General features: G+C 45.6%; 16 protein-coding genes. 11 read left to right on the top strand and 5 right to left on the bottom strand.

All coding sequences use genetic code 11. From position 1 onward, the window contains the following. Nucleotides 1-52: 52 nt before the first annotated feature. The 7 genes from uhpA (at nt 53) to R7P36_RS17455 (ending at nt 9,778) form a co-directional block, all read left to right on the top strand. Nucleotides 53-661, top strand: coding sequence for a transcriptional regulator UhpA (uhpA, locus tag R7P36_RS17485; protein WP_005376090.1), 609 nt, complete (start codon nt 53-55; stop codon nt 659-661). Next, nucleotides 661-2,163 (top strand): signal transduction histidine-protein kinase/phosphatase UhpB, encoded by a 1,503-nt coding sequence (uhpB, locus tag R7P36_RS17480; protein WP_138940303.1) that lies wholly within the window; start codon nt 661-663, stop codon nt 2,161-2,163. Before uhpA ends, uhpB begins: the two co-directional genes overlap by 1 nt. Nucleotides 2,164-2,169: 6 nt before the next feature. Continuing rightward, a complete protein-coding gene (locus tag R7P36_RS17475) occupies nt 2,170-3,510 on the top strand; it encodes an MFS transporter (RefSeq protein ID WP_318099215.1) in 1,341 nt (446 codons plus the stop codon). A 124-nt stretch (nt 3,511-3,634) separates the two neighbouring features. Then, on the top strand, nt 3,635-4,852 hold the full coding sequence (manA, locus tag R7P36_RS17470; RefSeq protein WP_318099211.1) for a mannose-6-phosphate isomerase, class I: 1,218 nt from the start codon (nt 3,635-3,637) through the stop codon (nt 4,850-4,852). A gap of 352 nt (nt 4,853-5,204) precedes the next feature. Beyond that, nucleotides 5,205-6,467, top strand: coding sequence for a hydroxymethylglutaryl-CoA reductase (locus R7P36_RS17465; protein ID WP_213899881.1), 1,263 nt, complete (start codon nt 5,205-5,207; stop codon nt 6,465-6,467). A gap of 407 nt (nt 6,468-6,874) precedes the next feature. Beyond that, nucleotides 6,875-8,443, top strand: a complete 1,569-nt coding sequence (locus tag R7P36_RS17460; protein ID WP_213899882.1) for a DUF1800 family protein — start codon at nt 6,875-6,877, stop codon at nt 8,441-8,443. A gap of 9 nt (nt 8,444-8,452) precedes the next feature. Next, complete coding sequence (locus R7P36_RS17455) at nt 8,453-9,778, top strand: DUF1501 domain-containing protein (protein WP_158173096.1); 1,326 nt, start codon at nt 8,453-8,455, stop codon at nt 9,776-9,778. Between the two features lie 86 nt (nt 9,779-9,864). On the opposite strand, the gene R7P36_RS17450 is transcribed toward R7P36_RS17455, so the two are convergent. Beyond that, on the bottom strand, nt 9,865-10,959 hold the full coding sequence (locus tag R7P36_RS17450; protein WP_318099208.1) for a ketoacyl-ACP synthase III: 1,095 nt from the start codon (nt 10,957-10,959) through the stop codon (nt 9,865-9,867). Between the two features lie 162 nt (nt 10,960-11,121). On the opposite strand from R7P36_RS17450, the gene trxC reads away from it, so the two are divergent. Next, nucleotides 11,122-11,556, top strand: a complete 435-nt coding sequence (gene trxC, locus R7P36_RS17445; RefSeq protein WP_005387991.1) for a thioredoxin TrxC — start codon at nt 11,122-11,124, stop codon at nt 11,554-11,556. A 176-nt stretch (nt 11,557-11,732) separates the two neighbouring features. Then, complete coding sequence (locus tag R7P36_RS17440; RefSeq protein ID WP_318122239.1) at nt 11,733-12,893, top strand: MFS transporter; 1,161 nt, start codon at nt 11,733-11,735, stop codon at nt 12,891-12,893. Between the two features lie 49 nt (nt 12,894-12,942). Here R7P36_RS17440 and R7P36_RS17435 read toward each other — a convergent pair whose 3' ends face one another. Beyond that, nucleotides 12,943-13,332: a nitrous oxide-stimulated promoter family protein gene (locus R7P36_RS17435; RefSeq protein ID WP_005387988.1), complete on the bottom strand. Its 390-nt coding sequence runs from the start codon at nt 13,330-13,332 to the stop codon at nt 12,943-12,945. Between the two features lie 14 nt (nt 13,333-13,346). After that, the gene (locus tag R7P36_RS17430) at nt 13,347-13,856 is read right to left on the bottom strand and encodes a GNAT family N-acetyltransferase (RefSeq protein WP_005387984.1); all 510 of its coding nucleotides are present in this window, start codon (nt 13,854-13,856) and stop codon (nt 13,347-13,349) included. Between the two features lie 136 nt (nt 13,857-13,992). Here R7P36_RS17430 and R7P36_RS17425 point away from each other — a divergent pair, with 136 nt between their 5' ends. Further along, nucleotides 13,993-14,184 (top strand): DUF2986 domain-containing protein, encoded by a 192-nt coding sequence (locus R7P36_RS17425; RefSeq protein WP_005376066.1) that lies wholly within the window; start codon nt 13,993-13,995, stop codon nt 14,182-14,184. A gap of 49 nt (nt 14,185-14,233) precedes the next feature. Here the strand turns inward: R7P36_RS17425 and R7P36_RS17420 are convergent, their stop codons facing one another. Both R7P36_RS17420 and R7P36_RS17415 read right to left on the bottom strand, forming a co-directional pair. After that, entirely contained in the window at nt 14,234-16,405 is a 2,172-nt protein-coding gene (locus R7P36_RS17420) for a TonB-dependent receptor (RefSeq protein ID WP_017634648.1), read from the bottom strand. Between the two features lie 89 nt (nt 16,406-16,494). Then, nucleotides 16,495-17,232 (bottom strand): siderophore ferric iron reductase, encoded by a 738-nt coding sequence (locus tag R7P36_RS17415; RefSeq protein WP_318122237.1) that lies wholly within the window; start codon nt 17,230-17,232, stop codon nt 16,495-16,497. A gap of 419 nt (nt 17,233-17,651) precedes the next feature. On the opposite strand from R7P36_RS17415, the gene R7P36_RS17410 reads away from it, so the two are divergent. Then, on the top strand, nt 17,652-18,983 hold the full coding sequence (locus R7P36_RS17410; protein ID WP_005376060.1) for an anaerobic C4-dicarboxylate transporter: 1,332 nt from the start codon (nt 17,652-17,654) through the stop codon (nt 18,981-18,983). The last annotated feature ends 82 nt before the right edge of the window (nt 18,984-19,065 follow it).

Here is a 19,065-nt window from a genome sequence, read left to right as displayed (position 1 = left end):
GCTCCTGTTGGAGCTTATTGTTGTTAGTCGTCTGCTCTATTTGGTTGTAATAATGATTCATGTTGCTCTAGTTGATGATCACGTCATCGTGCGTTCAGGTTTCGCACAATTATTAAATTTAGAAAGTGATATTACCGTTGTCGGTGAATTCGGCTCTGTCGCCGAAGCGCGCAAAGGCTTGCCTGCGGTACACCCTCATGTCGTCATCCTAGATATCTCCATGCCAGATGAAAGCGGCTTAAACTTTCTTAGCGAAATACCAACTGGCATTGCCTGCGTGATGCTTAGCGTGCATGACTCCCCTGCGATGGTGGAAAAATCACTAAAGCTAGGTGCAAAAGGCTATCTTAGTAAACGCTGTAGCCCAGACGAACTTATTCAAGCCGTGAGAACCAGTGCTTCTGGTGGCTGTTACCTCACATCAGATATTGCACTTAAACTTGCAACGCCTAGCGACAACACCACCTCTCTATGCCAACTGACAAAACGTGAAAACGAGGTATGTCAGCTACTTGCCACTGGGTTGGATGTAAAGTCTGTCGCGGCAGAGCTTGGCTTGAGCCACAAGACCGTGCATGTTCATCGTGCGAATGCCATCGACAAACTCGGCGTGAAAAACAACGTTGAGCTCGCCAAACTATTTTCTCAAGAGTCCTTTTAATGCGAGCTTATGCTGTTACCACCATTTGCGGACTTTTTGTTATGGCTTGCGCCTGGTTTTGCTTGTGGGTGATTGCCTATTACTTTGTCAATGATCCCGAGCTGGCGATCTTATTGTTTCCTTTCGCTTTACGATTAGGTGTCGCCCTACACACTCGCACCGCTTATTGGCCGACGATTTACCTTTCGGAGTGGGGGCTTTCCATCGCACTTGCGATGTTACTGGGTCAACCGCAGTGGCTTACCGTGCTGATTGCGAGCATTGCCAGTATCCCGGTCACTCTGATTGCGAAAAAATACTACTACGGAGACCAAAACCGCCATTTAGCCGTGATGAGCGCAGTCATTATCATTAGCGCGTTTATTAATGTGATGGCCGTTGGTTTTCACGTTCCTTCGGTTTACATGGTATGGCTGGCTAGCATTTCTGGAGGCTTGCTCGTGGTGCCTATGTGCTACTTGTTATGGAGTTATTTGTTCCAAAGTCGTTGGTCTCCGCTTAGCTCTCTCCTACTAAGTAATGCCGTTGTATTTCAGGTGCGTCATATCGTGCTTTATGCGCTACTTTTGATCGGCAGTATTTTGGTGCAAACCAGTTTGCCTGAAGAGCTAAAACGATTTGCGCCATTTTGTATGGCGATTCCAATCATCGTGCTTGCTCTGCGTTACGGCTGGCAAGGAGCCCTGCTCGCCACCATGCTCAACAGCATTGCGCTGATTGCGGCTCGCAGCGGCGTATCAAATCTAGAAATCACCGATTTGTTATTATCTCTCTCGGCGCAAACCATCACCGGCATTATGCTCGGCTTAGGGGTTCAGAAACAAAAAGACCTCAATCACAAACTGCGCGGCGAACTTGCACGCAATCAGAATTTGTCTCGCCAGCTTATCAAAGCGGAAGAATCGGTAAGACGCGATATTGCGCGCGAGCTACATGACGAAATCGGCCAGAACATCACGGCAATCCGCACACAAGCCAACATCATTAAGCGGGTAAATAACGCAGAAACACGCGTTGGTTGCGCCGACATGATTGAAGGGCTTTCCCTCAACGTGTACGACACTACTAAGCGACTGTTAAGCAAGCTAAGACCCAAAATGCTGGATGATTTGGACTTGAAAGAATCCGTCGAGCAACTGACGCGAGAGATGGAATTCGCCAATCACGGAACGACTGTTCAACTGAACTGGCAAGGCGATTACACAAGCCTGAGTGACACACTCAAAGTAACCCTATTCCGTTTATGCCAAGAGTCATTAAATAACGCTGCCAAGTACGCAGAAGCGCAGTTGATCAATATTGAACTGACAATTGGAGAAACGGCGGTGTCATTGATGATTCACGATGATGGTGTCGGTTTCAAAGTTCAGGACAGTATGAAAGGCATGGGCGTTCGCGGCATGCAAGAGCGTGTGCACGCGTTAGGTGGAAAAATGGTTATCTACTCCACCAGCGATCAAGTGATCGGCACACAAATCAGCATTACTTTACCTAAGGTGTAACTCAAGATGTTTGGATTTTTACGTTCACCTAAATTTACTCAACCGAGTCTAAGCAACGAGCAAATCGACCAACGTTACCGCCATTGGCGTTTGCACATTATGTTGGGGATGTACATCGGCTACGCAGGTTTCTACTTTACCCGTAAGACCTTTAACTACGCCGCACCAGCGATGATTACCGACCTTGGCTTAGATAAAGGCGATTTAGGTCTTATCGGTACACTTTTCTACATCACCTACGGCTGCTCGAAGTTTATTTCTGGCACGATTTCGGACCGCTCTAACCCTCGTTATTTCATGGGATTAGGATTGATTGCGACAGGTCTGGTCAATATCGCGTTCGGTTTTTCTAGCTCACTCGCGGCTTTCATTACTCTGTGGATCTTAAACGCGTGGTTCCAAGGCTGGGGCTGGCCTTCATGCTCCAAGCTGTTAACCACTTGGTATTCACGTTCCGAGCGTGGCTTCTTATGGGCGATTTGGAACACCGCACACAACGTTGGTGGCGCGCTGATCCCTATTTTGGTGGGCTATTTAACGTTGCACTACAGCTGGCGTGAAGGTTTTATTCTACCCGGCATCATCGGGGTATTGCTCGGTCTATTCGTTTGTTGGCGATTGCGCGACAAACCCACAACAATGGGTTTACCAAGTGTCGGCCAATGGCGCAACGACGCACTAGAACTTGCGCAAGAAAATTACGGACGTGGCCTCACCTACCGAGAAATTCTGAAATCGTACGTATTTAACAACAAATACATCTGGCTGCTCGCGTTCAGTTATGTGTTGGTTTACATCGTCCGAACCGCAATCAACGACTGGGGAAACCTGTACTTGACCGAGCAGCATCACTATAGCCTGATTAACGCCAACGCTGCTCTGTCGATGTTTGAAATCGGAGGTTTTGTTGGTTCATTGGTTGCGGGTTGGGGCTCAGACAAACTCTTTGGCGGTAACCGTGGGCCAATGAACTTGCTGTTCGCTATTGGGATTTTCTTATCTGTCTCCGCGCTTTGGCTGATGCCTCTGACCAACTTTGCATTCCAAGCGGCGGGATTGTTCTCCATCGGCTTCTTTGTCTTTGGGCCACAAATGCTGATCGGTATGGCGGCGGCGGAGTGCTCTCACAAAGATTCTGCCGGCGCGGCAACAGGATTCGTGGGCTTGTTCGCCTACATGGGCGCAGCATTGTCTGGCTATCCACTGGCATTAATTCTTGAAGAATATCATTGGACAGGTTTCTTCATCACCATTTCAGTTTGTGCAGCCGTCATTGGCCTTTTGTTGCTGCCATTTTTGCAAGCGCAACCATCACGAAAAACACTCGAACCAAAACCTCGGTTGTAAATCGACTTATCGCCCTTCGGGCAAATTGGCGAGTGACCTAACCGCGCTCGCCCTCCTTATTTAACGTATCTCTGCTCAATTTTTCTTCCGATTCAGTTCGGAGGGTTAACTATGGGAAAAATTCATGAATTTGAACACTATTTCATCGCATAGCTTCTTTCAAATGAACAACAAAATCCAAAACTACGCTTGGGGAAGCACCTCTTCTATTCAAGATTTGTTTGGCTTTTCTAACGAAACGAATGAGCCTCAAGCAGAAGTATGGATGGGTACTCACCCAAACGGCTGCTCTGAAGTTCAGATTGAGCAAAACACGCTGCCTTTGTCTGAACTGATCAAACAAAACCAACCCGCTTACTTATCAGCAGAAACCGCAGCGAAATTTGGCGACCTGCCCTTTCTGTTTAAGATCTTAGCGGCCGAACATGCACTGTCGATTCAAGTTCACCCAAGCAAACAAGATGCCGAAATAGGCTTCGAAAAAGAACAAAGTGCCGGGATCCCACTAAACGCAAGCCATCGTAACTACAAGGATCCAAACCACAAACCTGAGTTGGTGTACGCGCTGACAAGTTACCAAGCCATGAACGGTTTTCGCTCGTATGCCGAGATTATTGAGGCATTTAGCCTTTGCGATATCGATGAGCTACGCGCGCCTCTTGACACATTCAAACGCGAAATCAACTCACAAGGTTTACGCGATTTCTTTGTGCACATTCTTACCATGGAAGGAGAAACAAAAGAGCGAGCACTGAAACAGCTTCTTGCCCACGCTTCACGTCAATCGGAACAAGGCACTGACAGCGACGTTTTCCAGCTCATCTTGGATCTATCCACTCAATACCCTGGCGATGTCGGCTTGTTTTCGCCATTACTGTTGAATGTCATCACGCTGCAACCTGGCGAAGCGATGTTCCTGAGCGCAAGAACGCCACACGCTTACATTAAAGGTACGGGATTAGAGATCATGGCGAACTCAGATAACGTTTTGCGTGCAGGACTCACGCCGAAACATATGGATGTTGAAGAACTGGTTAAATGCACAGATTTTGTGCCTAAGCCGTTTAACAGCCTTGTTCTTAAACCCAATGCCAATGGTTGCCAAAGCCTTTATCCGGTCCCAGTGGCAGACTTTAGTTTCAGCATTCTTAACCAACCGAACAATGAAGTGGTTGATGCCAATAGCGCAGAGATTTTGATGGCGATTGATGCCGACCTGACACTCATCAGTGATAATGGTGAGACGTTAACTGCCGCGAAGGGACAATCTGTGTTTGTTCCTGCTTACGTTGGCCATTACCGTATTCAAAGTGCGGGACGTGTGGCTCGCGCCTTCAACTAGTTTTTGAACAACCGATTCAAACTAACGTCTGACCCAAGGGACTGGGTTAGACAATTTATTCCTTTCATAGATTGAACCATTCCGCTTTTAAGGCGCTCATGCTTACACCTTGTCGAATCCAAACACCTACAGGCCAGTTTCTCTAAAAGCCATAACCTCCCGGATCTGCCATTTACTGCAACATTCATTGTCAAAACCCATTTATGTCCGGTAAATTCGTCGCTCCAATATCAAATCACTTGGATAATAAAGGCGCTTGCACAGTGGTATTTGTTGCAAAACGTATAATCAACGTTGTAATCAAAGCCTCAATCACTACAATCTCTGGTTCGATTTTTCAGTTAACGTTTGTATGCCGAAGTTAAACCAAGATAACCCTGTTCAAAGCTCCGCCCTTTCCGATATCGAAACCAGCAGTAAGATTCAATCGGCATTAGAACCGAAGTTTCACAAGCCAGAGAAACGTCTCTGCTTAAGCCCTGGCCTGTCGGATAAGCATTTGGCGCGCCGTTGGCAAGTATTGGAACACGTGACCAATAAAGATCATCTCCTTGATCCTTTCACGCAGTCACATTGCGATGCTTACTCCAACAACATCGAGCACTTCATTGGTACTGTTAATGTGCCAGTCGGCATTGCAGGCCCTTTGCGCGTCAACGGCTTGTATGCGAACGATGACTTTTTGGTTCCGCTCGCAACGACAGAAGCCGCGTTAGTCGCTTCCTACAACCGTGGCGCAAATCTTATCACCGCCGCTGGTGGCGCGAGCGCATTGTTACTAAGTGAAGGGGTGAGCCGAACACCAGTATTCGCCTTTAATCACCTTGCTGACGCCGGCCAGTTCGTCAGTTGGGTTGTGACCCAGTTTGACGTATTTCGTCAAATTGCGGAATCCACCACCTCACATGGCAAACTCAAAGACATCAATGTAAATATCGAAGGAAACCATGTTTATTTGGTCTTTGAATACGTGACTGGTGACGCTTCCGGACAAAACATGGTGACCATCGCAACAAACGAAGTGTTCCATCATATTTTGGCGACCAGCCCAATCAAACCAACTCAAGCATTCTTGGATGGCAACTTATCAGGCGACAAAAAACCAAACGCACACACACTGCGCTCGGTACGCGGTAAGAAAGTATCCGCCGAAGTGACCATTCCTGCTGAGTTGGTGGAAAAATATCTGCATACGACGCCGGAGTCTATGGTTCAATTTGGCAACATGACCACGGTGGGTGGTTTACTCAGCGGGACAATTGGCGTCAACGCGCATTACGCAAATGCCCTTGCCGCGCTTTACATTGCTTGTGGTCAAGATGCCGCTTGCGTTGCAGAGTCTGCCATTGGAATCACTCGTATGGATGTGGACGCTCAAGGCAACTTGTACGCGTGCGTGACCTTGCCAAACATCATGGTGGGAACGGTTGGCGGTGGTACTGGCCTTCCAACGCAAAAAGCATGTTTGGATATTTTGGGTTTGCACGGCAACGGCAATGCGAAAGCGTTAGCCGAAGTCGCAGCTGCGCTTTGTCTGGCTGGCGAACTCTCGATCGTGGGCGCATTTTGTGCCGATCACTTTTCTCGTGCTCACCATAAGCTTGCCCGAAAATAACCTTTGTTGCTTTGTACAAGAGAACATCCGTGTGGTTTTCTCTTGTGCAAACCAATGGACTTTATTTATTGGCTCAATAATTTCTTGAAATTAACTTAAGCCTTAACAAACATACCAATCTCTTGTTAACAGTACTTTAGCTGTCCCCCTTCTATATCTATTGCGATATCTCTGCTTATTACTCTTCACTGGCCATATTTAATATCAGTATCTTAGAAAAAATAGCATCAAAAACTTCTAGCACTATAGTACCAAATTGAACGTTTGAGTTTTTTGTTCACCACTTATAGCTACTATACTCGCCTATGCAGCTGCTTGATTTTCATAAATTTACTAAACAGCTCAAAAGAGCTTAATAACTCCCGTTAAATGGACTTAAATCGTTACTTCGGGTAAGCGAGTTAACTATGAGACGTCAGAAGCTAAATAAAATCTCTACTTGGGTACTAGGATTGGCTATCTTATTGCTGAGCTATGTGCCTAATGTATCAGCACAAATACAGCAATCCCCATCCGATCAAACCGTTGCGCGTTTTCTCTATCAAACCTCTTTTGGACCAACACCTGCGTTAATTAATGAGGTTAGGGAAAACGGGTTAGAGGATTGGATACAGGAACAAATCAACCTGCCAGCAACCTACCATCAACCACTTTATCAAACGCCTTTTTCTAAAGGTCTACAGTCAAACCGAGAAAATGCTTGGTATCAAATTGTTGTTACTGCTGAGGATCAGCTTAGGCAGCGAACGGCTTATGCATTGAGTCAGATCGTAGTCGTTTCTCGTTATGGCGGCGTTCTTTCCAGCAAACCTACAGGGTTAGTGAATTACTACGATCTGTTGGTTGAGCATGCGTTTGGCAACTACCGAGACCTGTTGTATGACGTTTCCATCCATCCAGTCATGGGGAGCTATTTGTCTATGCTCGGTAGTGCAAAAGAAAATAGTGCGACAGGAACGCTTCCCGATGAGAACTTTGCTCGAGAGTTAATGCAGTTATTCACTATCGGTTTGTATGAACTCAATTTAGATGGCAGTAAAAAGCTAAACCACGCAACAGGCAAACCTATCCCCACGTACAACCAAACTGATATTCAAGAGCTCGCGCGAGCATTAACTGGATGGAAAAATTCCGACATCGCATTCGTGAAACCGATGCGAGTTATCAGTCAAAGACACGACACCGGCGAGAAGCGATTTCTAGGGAACGTGATCCCATCGGGTCTAACCGCACAAGAAGAGCTTTCAAAAGTGATTGATATGTTGATGTCTCACCCAAATGTTGCTCCATTTGTTTCAAAGTTACTTATCCAACGTTTGGTCAGTTCAAATCCAAGCCCAGAGTACGTCGCGCGTGTTGCTACGATATTTAACAACAATGGGGAAGGAGAAAAAGGCGATCTAACCGCCGTTGTTCGAGCCATATTGCTCGACCCTGAAGCATTAGGGATGACGGATACCCCGCCTATAAAAGTGAAAGAACCGATACTGGTCCTGACTAATTTTCATCGAGCATCAGGTTTTACGATTAAAGGATCACGTTACGAAGACGCAACAACGATGATGAACATCGCTAATCAAGGGCCGCTTCGTTCTCCTTCCGTGTTTAATTTTTACTCTCCAGACTATCAGCCGTCTAACGAGTTTACGGAGTCTGGTATTAACTCTCCAGAGTATGAACTTCTCAATTGGTCTGTTTATACCGATTTGGTCAACTATATGTTAACCAGCACTCGTAGAGGAGGTGGTGATTCCTACCACTTCGATCTTAACGAGTTTTATCTTCTTCTGGACGATCACCGTGCCTTAGTCGAATTGGTTAACGAGCGTTTCTTTGCTGGAACGGCTTCTGCTGAATTGAAAGAGCTCATGCTCACCGCCCTGAATGATTATCGTGGGGATTATGTGCCAACAACAAAACTCGCTCTAGTGATATTTACCGCCATTTCTGGCGACGAATTCTATATTCAGGATTAGGAGTGAATTATGGATATTTCACGACGACATTTTATACAAAGCACGCTATCGATGGGCGCATTAGCCTCTCTTAGTCTGCCAGGTTACTCTCTCGCAGCGCCATCCAATGACTTTCGAGCATTGATATGTGTGTATTTAGCAGGCGGAAACGACGCATTCAACACCATACTGCCATTATCGGAGGCGCACTATCATCAATATTCCAAAGTCAGAGGCCCACTCTCTGTCGCCAAAGAAGACATACTCCCTATCAATTTGAGTGCTGTCGATAGCTCAAATCACCCAGTGAAGCTCGGCTTACACCCAAAGTTAAATGCGTTAACTTCCGTTTTCGAACAAGGCGATGCCAGCATCGTGCTCAATAGTGGCATTCTCAACCATCCCGTCACCAAACAAGCTATTGAGCAAGGTGAAGCATCACTTCCCGAGCAACTGTTTTCTCATAATTCTCAAACAGACGCTTGGTTACTTGGTGGAATGAGCGAGTCTAAAAATCTTGGTTGGGCTGGCAGAATGTTGGATGTATTAAACTCTGAATCAGAAATAACACCGCTATACAGTGTGCATGGCAACTCGCTTTGGTTACGGGCAATGGAACACCGCCAAACCGTCCTGAAAAAAGATCGCGCGGTTCAGCTTACCGCGATTGATAACCCTTTATACAAAGGTATCTATGATCGCCTTCTCTCTCATCAAACTGACAATCCATTTAATGGTCATTTTAATTTGATGGTTGATGAGTCGATGGTAATGAGCAGTGTACTGAGCGAGCAACTCAACCACATTGCTGACGAGCCGCTGTTTACGTCGTCGACGCTCGGCAAGCAGATGCAAACCGTGTACAAATTGATAGCAAGCCAAGATGTCCTGAAGCAGCAACGACAAGTCTTTTTCGTTAAACACTCTGGGTATGACCTACACGATTCGCAACTGGCACGTCATCCAGTGTTACTTGAGGATCTCGCGACAAACCTTTTAGCAATGTATCGTGCGGTCGAACGGTTAGGGCTAAACAAGCAAGTCACCTCCTTCACTATGTCTGACTTCGGTCGACGGATGATGAGCAACGGAAATGGTACCGATCATGGCTGGGGTGGCCATCAACTATTAATTGGAGGCGCGGTAAATGGGAAACAACCTATCGGTACATGGCCGGAACTAATACTGGGCGGAAACGATGATTACTCTCAAGGCCGACTCATACCCAAAATTGCCGCTGATCAAGTTGGTTCAACACTAGCGCAGTGGATGGGCGTGAGTGATAACGCTGCACTGGAATACGTCTTCCCGAACATCCGTAATTTTACTCATTCAAACCTGGGTTTTATGTCGTAAGATATTTTACAGGTTAGCTGTAGAACGCATCATTAAATAAGGGAGCCTCGCGCTCCCTTACCCATCTTATGTTTGCAGAGTGTCCGTTACACCTCGTCTCGACGGCGTTCGTTGCACAGCTTAATTGCGCGCTCTAACAACTCAAGTGCCGATTGCTTACATTCAGGTAATGCAGCATCACTCTCAGAAATTGGCGTTACACGGTCACCCCATTTCAATACTGCCGCCCCCCATGTCAAACCTGCACCAAACGCAGCAAGAAGCATGTTATCACCAGGGTTAACTCGACCTTGCTCTACCGCTTCACACAATGCAATTGGCACCGTCGCAGCTGAAGTATTGCCATAGTTTTGAATGTTAACAAACGCTTTGTCGTGTGGAATTCCAGACAGGTCACACAAGGTTTGAATAATACGAATATTCGCTTGATGCGGAATCACAACATCGATTTGTTCCGTCGTTAACTGTGATGCTTTCAGTACGGTTTTCGCAGCTAGCCCCATACCTTTTACTGCACGTTTGAAAATTTCTTGTCCTACAAAGTTGAAATCCCAGTAACCGTTGTCTTCCGCAAAGCGATCCATACAAGTACCAAACTTTGGTACGGACAGAATATCGCGGCCTTTTGCGTCACAACCGATTTGAGACTGTAGTAAACCCGTTTCTTTTTCCGTTCTTGATAACACAACGGCGCCCGCACCATCACCAAATAGAACAGCGGTATCTCGCATTGCCCAATCGATGTAGAAAGACAATCTTTCCGCACCAATAATGATTGCGTTACGATAGTTACCTGATTGAATCAAACGTGTGCACGTTTCTAGGCCATAGACAAATCCCGTACATGCGGCATTTAAGTCAAAGGCAGCGGCTGCACGAATATCTAGGTTCTGCTGTACCTTAGACGCGATATTTGGAATCAATGAATCTGGTGAACAAGTCGCCACAATGATTAAATCCACGTCTGTTGCATCGACGCCTGCTCGAGCTAATGCATGTTTAGCAGCAACGGTCGCCATGTCTGACGTGTTTACATGACTAATACGGCGGTTTTCGATACCAGTGCGGGTACGAATCCACTCATCGGAAGTATCGAGGAAAGTGCTAAGATCATCGTTAGAGAGCACGGCTGGCGGAACACATTTCCCCCAACCTGTAATTTCAGCGTAGTAATTTGTCATCGCAGACCTATTTATTGTTGTATTTTAATAAAATTTCTTAGAACCTTAGGCTCAAATACAAACCTGCGCTGCGTTATTTCGGCAGGTTAAAAAATAAGTATACAAATAATGAGGCTGACTGGTAAGTCATGTTTTCATCAATACGTAATAAAGGAAGAAGTCATGTCATCGTTTAAAACTCGCTGCCCTTCGTGCGGCGGTCTAAATCGTGTCCCTAATGAGCGCGTTGCCGAATCTGCAACTTGCGGTAAATGTAAAAGTGCACTTTTAGACGGCTCGCCTATCGAAGGTACACAAGATAACTTTTCTGCTCTATTACAAAGTGATATGCCTGTTGTAGTAGATTTTTGGGCCCCATGGTGCAACCCGTGCGTTGGCTTTGCTCCTGTTTTCTCTGATGTTGCTCATGAGCAAGCCGGAACGGCTCGTTTTGTTAAGATTGATACCGAAGCTCAACAACAACTTGCGACGCAATTTGGTATTCGCAGTATTCCTACCATTATGGTTTTCAAGAATGGTCAACGCGTTGATATGATCAATGGTGCGTTACCTAAAACTCAATTCGATCAATGGTTAAATCAAGCACTTACTAAATAATCTTCCACGCCAACCTTGTTTGTAGGTTGGCGTTTTTATGCAACTTATCAACCTATCTAGTTAACAAATATTATTTATCGAAACGACTTAAATTTATCATTTTACTTGCCTAACTATTAGCCTCATATTCGCGCCGAATAACCCTTAGATTTCATTTAACTTATAGGCGCAAAACAGTGGAAAACACAGTCGTTCCTGCAGCATCACCACGAGTTACAGTTCCAGTCGTCGCACTGTCTCTTTATGCGGTGGCTTCGGGCTATTTAATGAGCTTGATCCCTCTCATGCTCGGTGAATACAACATCTCAGCAGATTACGCGAGTTGGTTGGCGAGTGTGTTTTATGGCGGCTTATTAACCGGTGCTATTTTTATTGAACGTATCATACGTCAAGTTGGTCACCGTAACGCGTTTATTGGTTGCTTGGCCGTATTTTCGCTAACTATCGTCACACTACCCGTGTTTGCTAACGGATTGATGTGGCTTGCCGCTCGCTTTATTGCGGGGATCGCGGTTGCTGGTGTTTTTGTCATTGTTGAGTCTTGGCTAATGTCTGGAGACGAAGCATCGCGTGCGAAACGTTTGAGCTTGTACATGCTATCGCTTTATGGTGGTTCAGCATTAGGCCAGTTTGGTATTGGCGTGCTTGGCGTAAGTGGCGGCGTTCCGTTTATTGCGATCACGACGTTGATCCTAATGGCGATGCTGGTGCTAATGTTCATTGAGTGTGAGCAGCCAAACAGCCATGAATCAACCGCTTTATCATTTAAGCAAATTGCCAAACTAAACCATGCAGCAATTATTGGTTGTGTTGTTTCAGGTTTGACCTTAGGCGCGATCTACGGATTAATGCCAGTTGAGTTAACTAACCGTAAAATTAGCCATCAAGACATTGGTACATTGATGGCGCTAGTGATTCTAGGTGGCATGCTAGTTCAACCAATGGTGACCGCGTTAAACAAATACATGAGCCGCACAGTGCTAATGGCGTTTTTCTGTATTTTGGGTATTTTTTCGATCGGTATGACATTTATTTCCTCGTCAGCCGTGGTATTGGCTGCTGCATTATTCTTTTTAGGTGCAGCTACTTTTGCCTTGTACCCGATTGCAATCAACTTAGGTTGCGAAGGACTTGATGAACGCTTTATTGTCTCTGCGACACAAGTCATGCTGTTTAGCTACAGCATCGGCTCTGTTGCTGGTCCTGTTGTCGCTGATAAATTTATGGGCCAAGAACACGGCTTGCTAGGCTACTTGTTTGCCGCTTTGGTTGCGACTGGCGTATACATGCTACTTGCTGCGAGCAAAACCAAGCAGCGTATGGCCGCTGGCCTCTAACCACGCCGCTTCTACTCAACGAAAACGAGGGCATGTCGCCCTCGTTTTTTTATTCTTCGCATTTTTGTTTAGATAAACGCTTGTGACGGTTTGACGCGTTCGCTGCAGGCTTTTCCGGTACCATTCGCTTTTCATGAAGCAAATGACGAACCGCCAAGATGGGATGTTTCAGTAACATTCTGGGGCCAGAGTAACGCATGACCAAACGCATTTGTTCTTTCGGCTCTGGTTTGTAGCAGTGAATCGGACATTTATTACACGTCGGTTTATTCTCTCCATAAGGACAGCGGTCGAGGCGCACTTCTGCGTATTCAAGCAGCTCACGACATTCTGAGCATAAGTCACGTTTTGTTCCATGATGGTCATGACAGTAAACCTCTACCATGGCTTTTACTGTCTTAAATTCAGTGGCGAGTTTGCCAAGTAAAATATCGCTCATGCGCTATCCAAAAATCACAACATCATTGTGTAAAGTTCTAACGTGCGGCCATTATCATATTGCTGCTCAACTCGTTCAAACTCAAAGCCCAGTTTTTTGAGCAAACTTATACTACGAATATTGTCATTGTTGGTGATGGCAACCAAATTATCGAGTTTCATTTCCTCTCTAGCGTATTCCAGCACTGCGGTTGCAGACTCCGTTCCGTAGCCGTAGCCATAAGCGGAAGGTAAAAATCCATATCCGAGATCATAGTGTTGTAATGTGTCACGTTTAACCAACCCACAAATCCCGATGGGTTGCCCATCTTCTTTCTTCTCTACAACGAGTAAACTCACGCCTTTAATTTGTTGCATGCGTAGCATGTTTTCTTTTATGTAACGCGCCGCTTCATATTCGGTACGAATTTGTTTGTCTCCGACAAAACGGTAGAAGTCTGGGTGGTTATAAAGTTCTAGTATAAATGGTGCATCATCTACACTCACAAGACGCAGTATCAAACGTTCGGTGTACAGTGTTTTCATTTGGGCTCCATTAAAACGCGATAGATGATTGGACATAGGAACGTACTTGAATTTTGCGACCGATACCGGCGCTTATTTAGTTGTAACTTGATAAAAAAGTAACTATCCTGCCTCGCTAAATTAAAGGACCACCACCATGAACCGCAAGAAGAAAATCAATCAGATCTTGAAAGCGAAGCAGAAGAAGCATAATGCTAAGCTACATAAGAGCAACAAGCCGCGTTATATCTCCAAAGCTGAACGCGCGAAAATGGAAGCTGAAGAACAAAACCAAGCTTCAGAACACACGGAAAACGTTGTAGACACAGCGCAGACAGATCAAGCCTAAAAGAAAAGCCGCTTCAAGCGGCTTTTTTGATATTCGGAGAGAGTTAGCTTTAGTATTCGACACTGTAGTTCAGTGTGAATGTGCGACCTCTTCCTTTGTAGTCGTACGCTGCTGCATCGTAGTGTGCTGCATAAAGAATCTGCGCACGTTGTCCCCAAGCGGTTGTGTAGTCTTCGTCAAATAGGTTTTGAATACCAAAACCTAACTGCCCGATAGGTAGTGTTACGTTACCAAGAAGATCAAACGTAGTGTATCCATCTAGTTTGTTGTTTGCGTCATCTTCGTAATCAAACATCGTCTGGCTTTGTAGACGTAGTGAATAGCCATCCTGATAGTAAGCCGCCCACGCGTTCGCTTTTGATGTACTTGCTTTACCCGCGCTTAGATCTTCCCACTTACCGTTGGTTTTCAGCTCAGAAACCACATAGTGACCTGATGCACCTAACAAAATATCACGGTTTACCCAGTAGTTAATGTTTGCTTCGGCACCGTATACACGTTGCTCGTCATCAACATTGGTGATTAGGAGCGTCTTCTTGTCATACTTGATTGAGTTATCCGACACCGAGTAGTAACCCGCCGCTTGCAGTGCGACAGTATCCGTATCTAATCGGTAACCAATTTCATAGCTGTCCGTTTTGATGCCCGACATTTTTGAGTCAGATACATTAATGCTATTGTTCAACGCGTAGTGACCATTTGCATCCGCGGCATCGTAGCTACCTTGGCCGTAGTACTTTGCAGGATCAGCGAGTTCGAAACCTTGAGAGAAGTTCGCCCAAAGCTGAGATTCATCGTTAAGCTGATAAATAGTGCCCAAATTAAATAAGCTCACAGAGTAGTCGGTGCTGCCACCTGGTACCGCATCCGCTGATACACCATTACCCGATGCGATCTTCTTTTGTATACTATAGGCAACAAAATCATCAATCTTATTGTCCATGTATTGGTAGCGGTAGCCTGCTTGTACTGACCAATCTTGATTGATTTGGTAATCCCCCTGGACAAACATTGCGTAAGACGCCACATCAACATCTGGGTAACGTCCCACTTCGGCATAGGTTCGATTAATTAAGTTCCCAGAGCTGTTCGCAATGGTTGGATCGAACAGAGCCTGGTTACTTTCAAAACGGTCTAAGTACGCATCGACACCATAAACAAGTTTGAATGACTCCCAGCTTTTAGCTAACGCTAAGCGCCCAGCAAAAACTTCTGTTTTTTGTTGAGAGGCACTTTGGTAATAAGGAGTAAAGGTTTGGTCTTCACTACGGTAAGATAACTCGCCTATCAGTTGATGACCGAATACGCTGTCGTGAGCGTAGTTCGCACTTAAGAGAACTCGCTCTGTACCATGTTCACGGTCGGAATCGAACCCCTCTCGTACATCAACAAATTTATTGTTAACAATGTACAAACCGTATGGCGAATCTTGCTGGCTGTCATAGTATTGTGCGACAAGGTTTAACTTGCTGGCATCGGAGATTTGAATCTCGGTCGATCCCATAACATCGAGCGTTGAATTATACTGCAAAGAGCCCTGTGAAATGTCTGGGGTGACAATGTCGCCATTTGCGTCAAATGCACCTTGTGTCTCGGTGTACACAACCGAACCTCTAGCGGTAATTCGCTCATTACCACCCGAGATAGACTGAGCGAGTTTGTAATCAAAGTCATCGCTGCTATTAAAGCCTGTAGTGCCACTCACGTAGGATTCAAACGACAAGTCATCCGAGTACGCTTTCTTGGTGATAATGTTAATAACACCACCAGTAGCGCCTGCACCATAAATGGAGGTTGCACCAGATAGTACTTCAATTCGCTCGATGTTGAATGGGTCTATTGCATCTAACTGACGACTAATCGGGCGAGAAGACTGTAACGAGACACCATCAATCATTACCAACATTGCTCTACCGCGAAGGTTCTGACCATAGTTAGTTCGACCACCGGTGCCGACGTCTAAAGAAGGGATGGTTGCAGAAAGAATATCACCCAGTGTCTTGCCCGCACGATATTGCTGAGCAATCTCTTCTTGACCAACAAACCAAACCGTTCCTGGAATATCGGAGATCGATTTCGGCATCACACTGCCTACAACAACCAATTGCTCATCGCTCGGAGTCGATGTTTGTTGAAGATCTTCTGCTGCTATTGAGCTAACTGCGTATCCACTGCTCATCGCAAGTACGATGAGATTGAAAGAAAACGTCCTTTTCATCATTGTATTTATCTTTTTGTTGTCAACAAGAGCATGCAATGATACTTATTCTCACTCTCAAATCGAGCACTGTTACACAAGTTAAATAAATGTTAATTAAGAACCTTCTTGCTCATAAGCTGTCGATTTTCCTCTAAACGAAGACAATCTGCACAAAGCTTTCTGCCTTCACACTTATAGACTAAACAACAACTTTTTCTTACTAACTTTAGCGGCTGATCAGATTCCGTCTCATGAAGTGAGCGGCTATTATCAACATCCAAACCCATTGCGCTTAGCCACAAGACCGCATGCTCCTGAAGTGTCGAGTTAGTCATTTGCGGAAAGCGCTGTTGGAGACGAATTAAACAAGCCATGATTCCGTCCGACATCAATTGATGGGTGAAGCCAGGACGAATGCGTGTCCATTGACTCATCTCTTGTTGATAGAAGTCGAACAGTTCTCGGATTTGACGCCCCGCCTCTTTTATCAACGCTTCTGGCTCGCCATGTATATGCGCTTCGTCGGCGAATCGGTACCCAGAAACAAAACAAGGTTTGAGGTGCTGCGCTATCTCGCGAATGTTTGGCAACGTGTGGTAACCGTAAATAGAGATGAATGCGACATAAACTGGCTGCCAACAAAGTAAATCCCACGTTCTTGTCAACCAATATGCTTTTCCCGCTTCCGGATGAGCCTCCGAGATTTGCTGGTAAAGGCCTTGGATGATCGGGTTGATATCATTCTCGATATGGATAGCTTCTTGCCCTATCTCGCCGATATCACCGTGTAGATAAGGTGTAATCTCACTCGAAGTTTGAAACAGTTGCGGGAAAAATTGCTCAGACATGATGGCTTATTGTTGGTGTAGTCATTCTGACACCTTTATACCCAAGCACCAATCGCAATGCAAACTATTATCCTTTGCGTTTTCATAACAAAGAAGCACCTTTAGGGTTAGTTATGACTGTATTTCCGCGTTCTGTGAAACTGTAAGGTCTGGTTACGTATGCGATGAATAGCAACAAACTCTTAAACCTCTTCGCATTTAACGCTCACATGATCGCAAAAATACACAGCATAAAAACACCCTGATAAAACTGTGTTAACAGTTCCCCTGTGTAGCGTGAGTTATTGCCAATAATTGAATATTGCTGTTTCTTATCCAGCGGATTGTGAACAACATGAAGTATTTTCTTTCTGAATATCGAGACAATACAAAGAGGTAATTTGGCTATGTAGCCCTCTGTTTTGAATAAGGAAATCCACATGCTGTATCTTGAGTTTCTATTTTTGCTCGTGATGCTGTATATCGGCTCACGTTATGGTGGTATAGGCCTTGGGGTCGTATCCGGAATTGGCTTGGTGATTGAAGTCTTCATCTTTAAGATGCCGCCAACCTCTCCTCCTGTCACCGTCATGTTGATCATTTTAGCGGTGGTAACATGTGCTTCCATTCTTGAAGCCGCTGGCGGTTTGAAATACATGCTGCAAGTTGCCGAGCGTGTGCTTCGTAAGAACCCAAAACGCGTCACCCTTATTGCTCCTTTTGTGACTTACTTTATGACTTTCTTGCTCGGTACAGGTCACGCGGTTTACTCCATTATGCCAATCATTGGCGACGTTGCATTGAAAAACGGCATTCGTCCAGAGCGTCCTATGGCTGCCGCTTCTGTCGCGTCTCAAATCGCAATCACGGCATCACCAATTTCAGCGGCCGTAGTTTACTACTTGGCGCAACTCTCTGATATTCAACACGAGATCACTCTGCTCTCAATTCTGCTCGTTACTGTACCTGCAACCTTATTCGGTACGTTGTTGATGTCACTTTACAGCCTAAAGCGTGGTAAAGAGCTAGACGACGATGAAGAATACCAAGAGCGTTTGAAAGATCCTGTGTGGCGCGAAAAGATCCTCAACACAACTGCGACGTCTCTTGATGAAGTACTACCAACAAGTGCTCGTAACTCTGTATTGCTGTTCATTGCTTCTATCTTGGTTATCGTCGTTATCGCGATGTGGCCAGACATTCGTACCATCGTAGATGGCTCGAAGCCAATCAGCATGGCAGTTGTGATTCAAATGATGATGCTCTGCTTCGGCGGTATCATTTTGCTTGCGACCAAAACTGACCCGCGTGACGTACCAAATGGGGTGGTATTTAAATCTGGTATGGTGGCGGCGATTGCTATCTTCGGTATTGCATGGATGTCAGATACCTACTTCCAGTACGCTATGCCTCAATTTAAATCTGGCATCGTAGAGATGGTAACCAACTATCCTTGGACATTCGCGCTTGCGTTATTCATTGTGTCGGTTGTGGTGAACTCTCAAGCTGCAACGGCTCGCATGATGCTGCCTGTTGGTCTCGGCTTAGGTTTGGAACCTGCGCTGCTTATCGGCTTGATGCCTGCGGTATACGGCTACTTCTTTATTCCAAACTACCCTTCAGATATCGCGACTGTGAACTTCGATACCTCGGGCACAACTAAGATTGGTAAGTGGTACTTCAACCACTCATTCATGTCTGTGGGCTTAATCGGCGTGATTGGTGCGTGTTGCTTGGGTTACTTGCTAGGGCAAATGATCATTCCTTCGTAACTAGCCAAATCAAGGATAAATTAGAGGCGAGTCATTGTACGTTTCGTACAGCCTGAGTGACTCGCCTTTCTTTATTGCACTA

Source organism: Vibrio sp. 397, from assembly GCF_033339395.1.
Lineage (GTDB): Bacteria > Pseudomonadota > Gammaproteobacteria > Enterobacterales > Vibrionaceae > Vibrio > Vibrio alginolyticus.
The sequence above is the reverse complement of the archived record's forward strand: the minus strand, read 5'-3'. Positions and strand labels throughout refer to the sequence as shown.